The organism is Enterobacter sp. KB-221C9 (genome assembly GCF_041320715.1).
Lineage (GTDB): Bacteria > Pseudomonadota > Gammaproteobacteria > Enterobacterales > Enterobacteriaceae > Enterobacter > Enterobacter asburiae_D.
The window spans coordinates 67,697-81,108 of record NZ_JBGIWG010000014.1; the positions used below are offsets into that span (position 1 = coordinate 67,697).

The 13,412-nt window shown below is 55.7% G+C and carries 14 protein-coding genes; 8 read left to right on the plus strand and 6 right to left on the minus strand.

Annotated elements, in window-relative coordinates; genetic code table 11:
* Positions 1–85 precede the first annotated feature (85 nt).
* The 6 genes from cpxP (at position 86) to AB8846_RS18685 (ending at position 6,204) form a co-directional block, all read left to right on the plus strand.
* Positions 86–592, plus strand: a complete 507-nt coding sequence (cpxP, locus tag AB8846_RS18660; protein WP_063144343.1) for a cell-envelope stress modulator CpxP — start codon at positions 86–88, stop codon at positions 590–592.
* Between the two features lie 153 nt (positions 593–745).
* Entirely contained in the window at positions 746–1,639 is an 894-nt protein-coding gene (gene fieF, locus AB8846_RS18665) for a CDF family cation-efflux transporter FieF (protein WP_148244653.1), read from the plus strand.
* A 174-nt stretch (positions 1,640–1,813) separates the two neighbouring features.
* Positions 1,814–2,776 carry a 6-phosphofructokinase gene (gene pfkA, locus AB8846_RS18670; RefSeq protein ID WP_023309696.1) on the plus strand — a complete coding sequence of 321 codons (963 nt, stop codon included), beginning with the start codon at positions 1,814–1,816 and terminating at the stop codon, positions 2,774–2,776.
* 209 nt (positions 2,777–2,985) lie between these two features.
* A complete protein-coding gene (locus tag AB8846_RS18675; RefSeq protein WP_063144376.1) occupies positions 2,986–3,975 on the plus strand; it encodes a sulfate ABC transporter substrate-binding protein in 990 nt (329 codons plus the stop codon).
* 107 nt (positions 3,976–4,082) lie between these two features.
* The gene (locus AB8846_RS18680) at positions 4,083–4,826 is read left to right on the plus strand and encodes a CDP-diacylglycerol diphosphatase (protein ID WP_063144377.1); all 744 of its coding nucleotides are present in this window, start codon (positions 4,083–4,085) and stop codon (positions 4,824–4,826) included.
* Positions 4,827–4,899: 73 nt separating this feature from the next.
* A complete protein-coding gene (locus tag AB8846_RS18685) occupies positions 4,900–6,204 on the plus strand; it encodes an SLC13 family permease (RefSeq protein ID WP_370733379.1) in 1,305 nt (434 codons plus the stop codon).
* A 47-nt stretch (positions 6,205–6,251) separates the two neighbouring features.
* Here the strand turns inward: AB8846_RS18685 and tpiA are convergent, their stop codons facing one another.
* Both tpiA and AB8846_RS18695 read right to left on the minus strand, forming a co-directional pair.
* Positions 6,252–7,019, minus strand: a complete 768-nt coding sequence (tpiA, locus tag AB8846_RS18690; protein ID WP_014172206.1) for a triose-phosphate isomerase — start codon at positions 7,017–7,019, stop codon at positions 6,252–6,254.
* A 111-nt stretch (positions 7,020–7,130) separates the two neighbouring features.
* Positions 7,131–7,727, minus strand: coding sequence for a DUF1454 family protein (locus tag AB8846_RS18695; RefSeq protein WP_063144379.1), 597 nt, complete (start codon positions 7,725–7,727; stop codon positions 7,131–7,133).
* Positions 7,728–7,839: 112 nt separating this feature from the next.
* Between AB8846_RS18695 and AB8846_RS18700 the strand changes: the two genes are divergently transcribed.
* The gene (locus tag AB8846_RS18700) at positions 7,840–8,259 is read left to right on the plus strand and encodes a DUF805 domain-containing protein (RefSeq protein ID WP_370733380.1); all 420 of its coding nucleotides are present in this window, start codon (positions 7,840–7,842) and stop codon (positions 8,257–8,259) included.
* On the opposite strand, the gene fpr is transcribed toward AB8846_RS18700, so the two are convergent.
* From fpr to AB8846_RS18720, 4 genes are all read right to left on the minus strand, one after another.
* Entirely contained in the window at positions 8,260–9,006 is a 747-nt protein-coding gene (gene fpr / locus AB8846_RS18705) for a ferredoxin--NADP(+) reductase (protein WP_029739198.1), read from the minus strand.
* 96 nt (positions 9,007–9,102) lie between these two features.
* Positions 9,103–10,113 carry a class II fructose-bisphosphatase gene (gene glpX, locus AB8846_RS18710; RefSeq protein ID WP_370733381.1) on the minus strand — a complete coding sequence of 337 codons (1,011 nt, stop codon included), beginning with the start codon at positions 10,111–10,113 and terminating at the stop codon, positions 9,103–9,105.
* Positions 10,114–10,262: 149 nt separating this feature from the next.
* Positions 10,263–11,771 (minus strand): glycerol kinase GlpK, encoded by a 1,509-nt coding sequence (gene glpK / locus AB8846_RS18715; RefSeq protein WP_063144383.1) that lies wholly within the window; start codon positions 11,769–11,771, stop codon positions 10,263–10,265.
* A 21-nt stretch (positions 11,772–11,792) separates the two neighbouring features.
* On the minus strand, positions 11,793–12,638 hold the full coding sequence (locus AB8846_RS18720; RefSeq protein WP_063144384.1) for an MIP/aquaporin family protein: 846 nt from the start codon (positions 12,636–12,638) through the stop codon (positions 11,793–11,795).
* A 399-nt stretch (positions 12,639–13,037) separates the two neighbouring features.
* Here AB8846_RS18720 and zapB point away from each other — a divergent pair, with 399 nt between their 5' ends.
* Positions 13,038–13,277, plus strand: coding sequence for a septal ring assembly protein ZapB (zapB, locus tag AB8846_RS18725; protein WP_010436935.1), 240 nt, complete (start codon positions 13,038–13,040; stop codon positions 13,275–13,277).
* Positions 13,278–13,412 lie beyond the last annotated feature (135 nt).

Genomic DNA, 13,412 nt, shown 5'->3' on the forward strand with positions numbered 1-13,412 from the left:
TTTACACCCCCTGACGCATGTTTGCAGCCTGAATCGTAGACTGTCTCTCGTTGAATCGCGACACGAAAGATTTTGGGAGCAAGTGATGCGCAAAGTTACCGCTGCCGTCATGGCCTCAACGCTGGCGTTCAGTGCGTTTAGCCAGGCTGCTGTAGCTATCATCAGCGATAACAGTCCCTTACAAGAGGGTGCAACGCAGAACAGCAGCCAAAGCCATATGTTTGACGGCATAAGTTTAACCGAACATCAGCGTCAACAGATGCGAGATCTGATGCAGAGGGCACGACACGACCAGCCCCCTGTTAATGTTAGCGAAATGGAGACAATGCATCGCCTTGTCACCGCAGAAAATTTTGACGAAAGCGCTGTACGCGCTCAGGCCGAAAAAATGGCACAGGAACAGGTTGCCCGCCAGGTAGAGATGGCGAAGGTCCGCAACCAGATGTTCCACCTGCTAACGCCCGAGCAGCAAGCGGTTTTGAACACCAGACATCAGCAGCGAATGGACCAGCTGCGTGAGGTTGCACGGATGCAGCGAAGCTCAGAAACGACGTTTTTCAGTAGCAATAGCAGTACCCGTAGTAACCAGTAAACCCTGTTTTCCTTGCCATAGACACCATCCCTGTCTTCCCCCACATGATGTGGGGGTTTTTTTTGCCTGTCATTCTCTTTTGTTAACCGTTTATTCATCCTTCGACTCCCCATGCTTCCGTTATAATAGCGGCATGACATGACAGGAGCGTTTATGAATCAATCCTATGGAAGACTGGTAAGCCGGGCCGCAATGGCCGCGACGGTAATGGCGTCGTGTTTGCTGGTCATCAAGGTTTTCGCGTGGTGGTATACCGGCTCGGTCAGTATTCTGGCGGCGCTGGTGGACTCGCTGGTGGATATTGCCGCCTCGCTGACCAACCTGCTGGTGGTGCGTTACTCGCTGCAGCCAGCGGATGAAGAGCACACGTTTGGTCATGGCAAAGCGGAGTCGCTGGCCGCGCTGGCGCAAAGTATGTTCATTTCAGGTTCTGCGCTTTTCCTGTTTCTTACCGGCATTCAGCATCTCGTCTCGCCGACACCGATGAACGATCCCGGCGTGGGCGTGATTGTGACGATCGTTGCGCTTATATGCACACTTGTTCTGGTAACGTTCCAGCGCTGGGTTGTTCGCAAAACGCAAAGTCAGGCAGTACGGGCGGATATGCTTCATTATCAATCTGATGTTATGATGAATGGGGCTATTCTTATTGCGCTCGGTCTGGCCTGGTATGGCTGGCATCGCGCCGATGCGTTGTTTGCGTTAGGGATTGGTATCTATATTTTATATAGTGCCCTGCGGATGGGGTATGAAGCGGTGCAATCACTGCTTGACCGCGCCCTCCCTGACTCAGAACGTAATGAAATTTTTTCTATTGTGACCTCCTGGCCTGGCGTCAGCGGTGCACACGATCTTCGAACGCGGCAGTCAGGGCCGACCCGCTTTATTCAGATTCATATTGAAATGGAAGACAACCTGCCACTGGTACAGGCTCACGTTATTGCTGAGCAGGTCGAGCAGGCGATTTTGCAGCGTTTTCCTGGTTCAGACGTCATCATTCACCAGGATCCCTGCTCGGTTGTACCCGGTCATGTTGGGCTTTCGTAATTCGTTGTAAAAAAGTGAGCCAGGCCAGCATTTTGTGTATAAATTACCGCCATTTGGTCTGACCTGAATCAATTCAGCTGGAAGGGATTGATATACTATTTGCAGTATTCGTTGGTCGATAAGTTTCTTCCGGCAACAGATTTCAATTTTGCATTCCTAAGTTCAGAGGTAGTCATGATTAAGAAAATCGGTGTGTTGACAAGCGGCGGTGATGCGCCGGGCATGAACGCGGCAATTCGTGGTGTTGTCCGTGCAGCGCTGACGGAAGGCCTGGAAGTTTTTGGCGTTTATGACGGTTATCTGGGCCTGTATGAAGATCGTATGGTTCAGCTCGACCGTTACAGCGTGTCTGACATGATCAACCGTGGCGGTACTTTCCTCGGTTCTGCACGCTTCCCGGAATTCCGTGATGAACACGTTCGTGAAGTGGCTATCGAAAACATGAAGAAACGCGGCCTGGACGCCCTGGTGGTTATCGGTGGTGACGGCTCCTACATGGGTGCAAAACGTCTGACCGAAATGGGTTTCCCGTGCATCGGTCTGCCGGGCACCATCGACAACGACATCAAAGGTACTGACTACACTATCGGCTTCTTTACTGCACTGGGTACCGTTGTTGAAGCGATTGACCGTCTGCGTGACACCTCGTCTTCTCACCAGCGTATCTCTATCGTTGAAGTGATGGGCCGTTACTGCGGCGACCTGACGCTGGCGGCAGCCATTGCGGGCGGTTGCGAATTTATCGTCGTGCCAGAAGTCGAATTTAGCCGTGAAGATCTGGTGGCTGAAATCAAAGCGGGCATCGCGAAAGGTAAAAAACACGCGATCGTGGCTATCACCGAGCACATCTGTGACGTTGACGAGCTGGCGAAGTACATCGAAGCCGAAACCAAACGCGAAACCCGCGCGACCGTACTGGGTCACATCCAGCGTGGCGGTTCCCCTGGCCCTTATGACCGTATTCTGGCGTCCCGTATGGGCGCGTACGCTATCGATCTGCTGCTGCAGGGTCACGGCGGCCGCTGCGTCGGTATTCAGAACGAAAAACTGGTTCACCATGACATCATCGACGCGATTGAAAACATGAAGCGTCCGTTCAAAGGTGACTGGCTGGACTGCGCGAAAAAACTGTACTGATCGGCTCTGTTGCCCGGTGGCGCTGCGCTTACCGGGCCTACAAAAGCACGACTCGTAGGCCGGGTAAGGCGTAGCCGCCACCCGGCTTTTTTATGCGCGCACGCTTTTTTATTCCACTACGTTATAGCCAATCTTTTTTTATTCTTTAATCCTCGATTCGCTTTCTGGCACGCTGCATTCATCAAAACACTACATAAGAGAGCTGGGCGATGAATAAATGGGGCGTGGGTTTTACATTATTGCTGGCATCGACCAGCGTTCTGGCAAAGGACATCCAGTTACTGAACGTGTCATACGACCCGACGCGTGAACTGTACGAGCAGTACAACAAAGCGTTTGCAGCACACTGGAAGCAGGAAACCGGTGACAATGTCGTGGTTCGCCAGTCTCACGGTGGTTCTGGCAAGCAGGCGACCTCGGTTATCAACGGGATTGAAGCCGACGTGGTGACCCTGGCGCTGGCCTACGACGTTGACGCGATCGCCGAGCGTGGCCGCATCGACAAAAACTGGATCAAACGCCTGCCGGATAACTCCGCGCCATACACGTCGACCATTGTTTTCCTGGTACGTAAAGGCAACCCGAAACAGATCCATGACTGGAACGACCTGATCAAACCGGGCGTTTCTGTGATTACCCCGAACCCGAAAAGCTCTGGCGGCGCTCGCTGGAACTACCTGGGCGCGTGGGGCTACGCGCTGCACCACAACAATGGCGACCAGGCCAAAGCGCAGGAATTCGTGAAAGCGCTGTATAAAAACGTCGAGGTGCTGGACTCCGGCGCGCGTGGCGCCACCAACACCTTCGTCGAGCGCGGGATTGGCGACGTGCTGATCGCATGGGAAAACGAAGCCCTGCTGGCGACCCACGAGCTGGGTAAAGACAAATTCGAGATCGTGACGCCGAGCGAATCTATTCTGGCTGAACCGACCGTCTCCGTGGTCGATAAAGTGGTTGAGAAGAAAGACACCAAAGCGGTGGCGGAAGCTTACTTGAAGTATCTCTACTCGCCGGAAGGCCAGGAAATTGCGGCGAAAAACTTCTATCGCCCACGCGATCCGGCCGTTGCGAAGAAATACGACAGCGTATTCCCGAAACTGAAGCTCTTCACCATTGATGACGAGTTCGGCGGCTGGACGAAAGCGCAGAAAGAGCACTTCTCTAACGGCGGCACTTTCGACCAGATCAGCCAGCGCTAACCCTTAGCCAATGACACGGTAACCCGGCGTGAGAAATCCGCCGGGTTTTTTATTTGGTCATCATTTTGCGTTACTCTTTTGCCTCTATTGAAAACAGGGAACGCGTTGTGAAAAAAATTATCTTATTGATCCTCATTGTCATCGCCCTTGCCGCAGGCGGCTGGTACTGGATGAAGGCGGGTAATCCGAATGCGTTGCGACATATCGTTCTCGACCAGTGTGTGCCGAATCAGATCCAGAACCGTAACCCGGCACCGTGTGCGCAGGTGAAAACGGATGCAGGCTATGTGGTATTTAAAGATCGCAACGGGCCGCTGCAGTACCTGCTGATGCCGACATATCGCATCAACGGTACCGAGAGCCCGCTGTTGACCGAAGCGCATACGCCGAACTTTTTCTGGCTGGCGTGGCAGTCGCGCAGCTTTATGACCCTGAAGCGTGGCTCCGAGGTGCCTGACAGCGCCATTTCGCTGACGATTAACTCCCCGACGGGTCGTACGCAGAACCATTTCCATATTCATATCTCCTGCCTGCGCCCGGACGTGCGCGAGAAGCTCAACGCGGCACAGGGAGAAATCAGCACCCAGTGGCTGCCTCTTCCTGGGGGGCTGGAAGGACATGAGTATCTTGCTCGCCGGGTGACGGAGAATGAACTGGTCCAGCGCAGCCCGTTTATGATGCTGGCAGAAGAGCTGCCGGAAGCGCGCGACCATATGGGGCGCTTTGCCCTGGCGATGGCGCAGCAGTCGGACGGTTCGTTTGTTTTGCTGGCGACCGAGCGAAATCTGCTGATGCTCAACCGCGCGTCGGCAGAGGAATTGCAGGATCATCAATGCGCTATCCTGAAGTAACCCCACCATAAATCGCGTTTACTCGGGCTGCCTGTCACCGTAGACTTGCTGAAAAATTCTACAGGAGACAGGTATGTCGCTCTGGTTAACGCATCCTCTGCTGCTGCCCTCACTGATCGTTGGCGTCACCATCGTGCTGTGGGCGACGTCGCTATTGCCGGAATTTATCACCGCGCTGCTGTTCTTCACGGCGGCGATGACCGCCAGAATCGCCCCGCCGGAGGTCATCTTCGGCGGTTTTGCCTCCTCGGCTTTCTGGCTGGTATTCAGCGGCTTTGTGCTCGGCGTGGCGATCCGTAAAACCGGACTGGCGGACAGGGCCGCCCGGGCGCTGTCGTCAAAGCTCACCGACTCCTGGGTGTTGATGGTGGCGAGCGTGGTGCTGCTGAGCTATGCGCTGGCGTTTGTGATGCCGTCGAACATGGGGCGTATTGCGCTGCTGATGCCGATTGTTGCGGCGATGGCAAAACGCGCCGGTATCGCCGACGGCTCCCGGGCCTGGTATGGGCTGGCGCTGGCCGTGGGGTTCGGGACTTTCCAGCTTTCGGCGACTATCCTGCCTGCTAACGTCCCTAATCTGGTGATGAGCGGTGCGGCGGAAGGCTCGTACGGCATCCATCTGAACTATGTCCCGTATCTGCTGCTGCACACGCCGGTGCTGGGCATTCTCAAAGGCCTGATCCTGATTGGCCTCATCTGCTGGCTATTTCCCGGTAGCCCGAAACCGCAGAAGGAACAGGCGCCGTCTGAGCCTATGGGGCGGGATGAAAAACGTCTTGCCTGGCTGCTGGCGGTGGTGCTGGGGATGTGGGTGACGGAGAGCTGGCACGGCGTGGGGCCCGCGTGGACGGGGCTGGCGGCGTCGATCATCGTCATGCTGCCGCGCGTTGGCTTTATCACCGGGGACGAGTTTTCAGCGGGCGTGAACATGCGTACCTGCATTTACGTCGCGGGTATCCTTGGGCTTGCGATCGTGGTGACGCAAACCGGTATCGGAGCGGCGGTGGGCGAGGCGTTGCTGCGTATTATGCCGCTGGATGCCGACAGACCGTTCACCAGTTTCCTGGCGCTGACCGGTATTACCACTGCGCTCAACTTCATTATGACCGCCAACGGCGTTCCGGCGCTGTACACCACCCTGGCTCAGAGCTTCTCGGACGCGACCGGTTTCCCGCTGCTGTCGGTGATCATGATTCAGGTGCTGGGCTATTCCACGCCGCTGCTGCCGTATCAGGCGTCGCCGATTGTGGTGGCAATGGGGCTCGGGAAGGTGCCTGCAAGGGCGGGGATGGTGCTGTGTCTCGCGCTGGCGGTGGCAACCTGGCTGGTGCTGCTGCCGCTGGATTATCTGTGGTTTAGCGTGTTGGGTAGGTTGTAGGGTTTTTGTAGGGCGGGTAAGCGCAAGCGCCACCCGCCACAAGGCAATTACGCCTGTTTAGCCGCTTCTGCCGCTTTAACGATCACCGCGAAAGCGTCAGCTTTCAGGGATGCACCGCCAACCAGCGCGCCATCGATGTCTGGCTGGGTGAACAGCTCAGCAGCGTTGGAAGCGTTTACGGAACCGCCGTACTGAATAATCACTTGCTCAGCGACCTTCGCGTCGGCTTTAGCAATGTGGTCACGAATGAATTTGTGAACCGCCTGAGCCTGCGCAGGGGTTGCAGATTTGCCGGTACCGATCGCCCAGACTGGCTCGTATGCGATAACCGCGCCTTCGAACGCTGCCGCGCCCTGGGTTTTCAGCACGGCGTCGATCTGACGTGCGCACACTTCTTCGGTTTTACCCGCTTCGTTTTCCGCTTCGGTTTCACCGATGCACAGAACCGGGATCAGACCCTGCTCTTTCAACACGGCAAATTTCTTCGCGATGAACTCATCTGATTCTTTGTGATAGGTGCGACGCTCGGAGTGGCCGATGATGATGTATTTCGCGCCGATATCTTTCAGCATTTCAGCGGAGGTTTCACCGGTGAACGCGCCAGACAGGTTAACGTCAACGTTCTGCGCGCCCAGAATGATGTGGCTGCCGTCAGCGGCGTGTTTAGCCAGATCCAGGTACATATCCGGCGGAGCGATAGCAACCGCGCAGCCCGTCACGCCAGCCAGCTCTTTACGCAGGTTCGCAACCAGCTCGTTTACCATGTGGCGGCTGCCGTTCAGTTTCCAGTTACCCATCACTAAAGGATGTCGCATTTCAATTCTCCACGCTAAATAAGCGAATTAAGGAATATGGCCACCCTGTCGGGCAGCATGGTCTGTGAATCAGTATAGAGATTTTCCCTCGAAAGGCTTTGCTTTTTGTCATTAATTCGCCCCGCCGAGAGTGTCAGATAGTGCCAGCTTAATCGGTTCAACAGCGAAGGTCAGTCCTTTTTCGCCGTTGTCCGCCACAACATAGCGGATCGCGCCTTCGGTATCGGCGTAGTAACGCTTGTTTTTACCGGCGGTAAGGAGTTTTTGCAGCTTTTGCTGACTTTGCTTTTTCGTCAGCGCAGGGGTAAAGGCCTGCAATACCGCGCTCATGTACTCCAGCGCTTTCGCCTTAGCGGCTTTCTGCTCTGGCCCCTGTATCGGTAGCCAGGTGATTTGCATGCTTTTGATTTTTAACGTACCGCGCTCCAGCGCCGTGGAGGCATACAAATTCTCGTTAATCTTGCTTGCCGCGCGGGTCAGGGTAGGCGTGTCGCGGGAGCCATCAATGGCGCGAAACTCATCCAGCGGCAGCGTGGGGTTGGTCTGATTGAAGGTTTCACGAAACTGGCTGATGGATTGATCGAACGACGGCGCGCCCGCCAGCAGATACGGTGCTGTGGTCGGGGCAGTGGTTTCGGCGGCGTGCAGGGGATAACCCACGCTGAGCAGCGCTAAACACAGGAAGAGAGAACGTGCCGAACTTTTCATCAACATTGCCCCTGGCCGTAAGTGCTCATGATTAAAACGATATCTGGTCGGCTTGTCAAAAGGTCACAACTCCAGGGTAAAATGCACGCTATACGATAATAAGGAACCTTACATGACCATACAGCAGTGGCTGTTTTCGTTCAAAGGGCGTATTGGACGCCGTGATTTCTGGATCTGGATGGTGACGTGGATTGTCGCCATGCTGCTTCTGTTTTTCGTTGCTTACAATGCATGGCTGAGCACGCAAACGGCGGCCTTTGCGCTGGTCTGCCTGCTATGGCCAACGGCGGCGGTTGTCGTAAAGCGCCTGCACGATCGCGGACGTTCCGGCGCGTGGGCATTTCTGATTATTCTGGCGTGGATGCTGGTGGCGGGAAACTGGGCGATGCTTCCGTCCATCCTGCCGTGGGTCGTGGGCAGGCTGCTGCCGTCGGTCATCTTCGTGATGATGATTGTCGATCTGGGCGCGTTTATTGGCACCCAGAACGAAAACAAATACGGTAAAGACACCGTTGAGGTGAAATACCGCTGATCACCAGTAGTGTTCGGCGGTCATATGGCCCGGTCGGCGGCGAAGATGTTTCGTCATCTGCCGGGTATCCTTCAGAAGCTGCTGCGTGTCACGTACCATCTGCGGGTTGCCACACAGCATGACGTGGCTGGTTTCAGCATTCAGCGGCAAACCCACCGCGTCTTCCAGGGCTCCACTCTCAATTAACGCCGGGACGCGACCGGTAAGCGCTCCTGCTACGGTCTCACGGCTGACCACCGTCTGAATCTTTAACTTCCCGCCGTACTGCTGTTCAAGCGCCTGCATCTGCGGCAAATAGCTCAGGTCTGCGGCGTAGCGCGCAGCGTGAACCAGCACGATGTTTTTAAAGCGCTCCAGATCTTTGCCGTACTGCAAAATAGAGAGATAAGGGCCGATGGCCGTACCGGTTGCCAGCATCCAGAGCGTGTCACAGTCAGGGATCTCTTCGAGCACAAAGAAGCCTGCCGCTTCACTCACAATTTGCACCTCGTCGCCGGGCTTTAGGGCGGCAAGGCGCGGGCTGAGCTTACCGTCAGGAACGGTGACCAGATAGAACTCGAGATCCGGGTTATCAGGCGCGTTAACGTAAGAGTAGGCGCGCTGCACGCGCTCGCCGTCGACGTCCAGCCCCAGCTTCGCAAATTGCCCGGCTTTAAACGGGTGAACGGGAGCATGTACGGTGAGACTAAATAGCGCATCGGTCCAGAACTGTACCTTTGTGACTTTACCTGTTACCCAGTCCGCCATGATCTTCTCCTGTGCTGTTTCTCTGTTCTATCTTCCGTACTTGTGGTGACAATTTCCAGCCCGTTAGGGCCGGAAAGCTCTATCGATCAAACGGTTTTACAGAATATGCGTCTGCACGTCCGGGTCTTTACGATCGAGATAGTGGATAGACTGGATGCGGCGAATGGTGCGTGATTTGCCGCGGATCAGCAGCGTTTCAGTGGTCGCCATGTTGCCCTTGCGGGTAATGCCGTCCAGCAGATCGCCTTTGGTGATGCCGGTGGCGGAGAAGATAACGTTGTCGCTGCGCGCCATCTCGTCCAGAGCCAGCACTTTATTGGCCTCGATGCCCATCGCTTCGCAGCGCGCCAGCTCGTCTTCGCCTATACGGCGGTTCTCTTCGCTGTCGCCTTTCACCTCATGGCGGGGCAGCAGACGCGCCTGCATATCGCCGTCCAGCGCGCGGATCACTGCCGCTGAGACCACACCTTCCGGCGCGCCGCCGATGCCGTACAGCACGTCGACTTCGCTGTCCGGCATACAGGTCAGGATCGAGGCGGCAACGTCACCGTCCGGAATGGCAAACACGCGCACGCCGAGCTTTTGCATCTGCGCGATGGTGGCGTCGTGGCGCGGTTTTGCCAGAATAGTCACGGTAAGTTCGCTAATGGGTTTGCCCAGGGCTTTGGCGATGTTGTGCAGGTTCTCTTCCAGCGGCAGGCTAAGGTCGATTGCGCCTTTCGCGCCAGGGCCGACAATCAGCTTTTCCATGTACATATCCGGCGCATTGAGGAAGCAGCCTTTATCGCCCACCGCCAGCACTGCCAGGGCGTTCGCCTGGCCCATCGCCGTCATGCGGGTGCCTTCGATCGGGTCAACCGCGATATCCACGGCATCGCCTTTGCCGGTACCGACTTTTTCACCGATGTAGAGCATCGGCGCTTCGTCGATCTCGCCTTCGCCGATCACGATGGTGCCGTCGATGTTGACCTGGTTAAGCACAATGCGCATGGCATGGACGGCTGCGCCGTCTGCGGTATTTTTGTCGCCACGACCCAGCCATTTATAGCCTGCGAGGGCGGCTGCTTCGGTGACGCGGGAAAACTCGATAGCAAGTTCACGTTTCATGAGGTACTCGTGCAATCAAAAGGAATTGCACGAAGTTTATCACAGAGTGGGTAAGGTGCGGTCTGTACTCCCCTCACCCTAACCCTCTCCCCAAAGGGGCGAGGGGACTTAAAACACCCTCTCCCCAGGGGAGAGGGGATTCAGGACCATTACTCTTCGTGCTCTTCCCACGCCAGGGCGCGTTTCACCGCTTTTTTCCAGCCGCTGTAGCGGAAGTTACGCTCGGTGGTTTCGATGCCTGGGCGGAATTCGCGTTCGATAACCGCTTTTTCCTGCAGCTCGTCCAGGTTCTGCCAGAAGCCGACCGCCAGACCGGCAAGGTACGCCGCGCCCAGCGCCGTCACTTCACGCACTTCAGGGCGCTCAACGCGGGTGCCCAGAATGTCGGACTGGAACTGCATCAGGAAGTTATTCGCTACCGCGCCGCCGTCCACGCGCAGGGCGTGCAGACGAATGCCGGAGTCAGCCTGCATCGCTTCCAGCACGTCGCGCGTCTGGTAGGCGATGGATTCCAGGGTGGCGCGAATAATGTGGTTAGAGTTCACACCGCGCGTCAGGCCGAAAATCGCGCCGCGTGCATACGGATCCCAGTACGGCGCGCCCAGACCGGTGAACGCAGGCACCACGTACACGCCGTTGGTGTCTTTCACTTTGGTCGCGAAGTACTCGGAATCGAACGCATCGCTGATCAGCTTCATCTCGTCGCGCAGCCACTGAATGGATGCGCCCGCCATGAACACCGCACCTTCCAGCGCATAGTTCACTTCGCCGCGTGGACCACACGCGATGGTGGTCAGCAGGCCGTTTTCTGATTTCACCGCTTTCTCGCCGGTGTTCATCAGCATAAAGCAGCCGGTGCCGTAGGTGTTCTTCGCCATCCCTTCCTTGACGCACAGCTGGCCGAACAGCGCCGCCTGCTGGTCACCGGCGATACCGGCGATAGGAATACGGGTGCCGCCTTTACCGCCGATGTTGGTCTGGCCGTACACTTCTGAAGACTTACGCACTTCAGGCAGCATCGCGCGCGGAATGTCCAGCGCGTCCAGCATCTTGTCATCCCACTCCAGGGTGTTGATGTTGAACAGCATGGTACGCGAGGCGTTGGTGTAGTCGGTGACGTGAACGCGTCCCTGGGTCATTTTCCAGATAAGCCAGGTATCGACGGTGCCGAACAGCAGCTCGCCGCGTTTAGCACGCTCGCGTGAACCTTCCACGTGGTCGAGGATCCATTTCACTTTGGTACCGGAGAAATACGGGTCAATCACCAGGCCTGTTGCGCTACGGATGTAATCTTCCATGCCCTCGCGCTTCAGCTTTTCGCAAATTTCTGCGGTACGGCGGCACTGCCAGACGATGGCGTTGTAAATAGGCTTACCGGTTTCGCGCTCCCAGACAACGGTGGTTTCACGCTGGTTGGTAATACCAATCGCGGCAATCTCGTCGGAACTGATATCGGCTTTCGCCAGCACTTCGACCAGCGTGGAGCTTTGTGACGCCCAAATCTCCATCGGATCGTGTTCTACCCAGCCTGGACGAGGATAAATTTGCTCAAATTCGCGCTGTGACACGCTGACGATGTTCGCGTCATGATCCATTACGACAGCGCGGGAGCTGGTAGTGCCCTGGTCGAGCGCAACGATATATTTTTTTTCGGTCATGGTATGTGTCCCGTAGTCAGATTACAGCGAAGCTTTTTGTTGTGCGGTAGAAGTCGTTTCCTTCTCCTCTTCCACACAGGTGTCGCACGGTAAGTGGCGACCAATTAATTTTCGATAGCTAAACGCACCCAGCGCAGCCCCGACAACCGGCGCAAACAGCGGTACCAGGAAGTAAGGAATGTCTTTGCCGCCGGTGAAGGCGACGTCGCCCCAGCCTGCGATAAAGGCGAACGCTTTTGGTCCGATATCACGTGCCGGGTTCATCGCGAATCCGGTCAGCGGACCCATGGATGCGCCAATCACCGCAATCAGCAAACCAATCAGCAGAGGTGCCAGCGGGCCGCGCGGAATGCCGTTTCCGTCGTCGGTCAGCGCCAGGATAACGCCCATCAGAATAGCGGTAATCACCATTTCAACTGCGAACGCCTGCACAAAATTGATATGCGGGTTAGGGTAGGTTGAGAAGATGCCCGCCAGATCCAGACTTTCGACGCTGCCGCGTACCATATGATGCGTCTGTTCGAAGTCGATGAAAAGATTGTAATAAAGCCCGTAAACTAACGCCGCTGCGCAAAACGCGCCGGCAAACTGAGAAAAAATGAAAGGTACAACTTTGCGTCCGTCGAAGCACGCGAACAGCCACAGTGCGATTGTCACCGCCGGGTTAAGATGTGCACCAGACACTCCTGCGGTTAGGTAGATGGCCATCGCCACGCCCAGACCCCAGATGATACTGATTTCCCACTGACCAAAACTGGCACCCGCCACTTTCAGTGCAGCGACACAGCCCACTCCGAAGAATATCAACAACCCGGTACCAAGGAACTCGGCAATGCACTGGCCTTTTAAGGTTGATGTCTGACTCATAATCGGAATCCTGAAGAAATTGATGTTTATTGTTAGCATGACCGCCCGTGACAGCCACGATGTCCTGTAGACATAGTGTTAATTTATCGTTAACGAGCAAAAACGAGAAATATCGAAATCAAAATGTGTGGTCTGCGTCAATAAAATGAGCGTTTTCGCGCCATAAAGCACATTTTTGCATCAGTACAGGAATGTGAGCTGAATCATTTCATTAACGAATCAGTTAACAATTTAGGGGTATATGACGCGAACGCACCAGGACCAGACCTAAAAGTGTTGCAAACCGCGATCTGCGCGGTGTGTCGCTGGACACAGAGCGCCGCGCTCCATACAATCGACGGTATATGTCGTGCGCGTTTATGTTAAAGCGTCGCCTTGCAATTCAGGAGAGGTAGCATCATGTCTTTAGAAGTGTTTGAGAAACTGGAATCGAAAGTACAGCAGGCGATTGACACCATCACCCTGCTGCAGATGGAAATTGAAGAGCTGAAAGAGAAGAACAACAGCCTGGCGCAGGAAGTTCAGAACGCTCAGCACGGCCGCGAAGAACTGGAGCGCGAAAACAACCAGCTGCGCGAACAGCAGAACGGCTGGCAGGATCGCCTGCAGGCGCTGCTGGGACGTATGGAAGAGGTCTAATTCCGATTGGGATTACTGAGTAGGCCGGGTAAGGCGAAGCCGCCACCCGGCTTTTTTTATGGTTTGATGTCAGTCGGCGATAACCATAAAAAAGGCCGCCAAAGGCGGCCTTAACGCTACTTGTCCTGCGCTGTC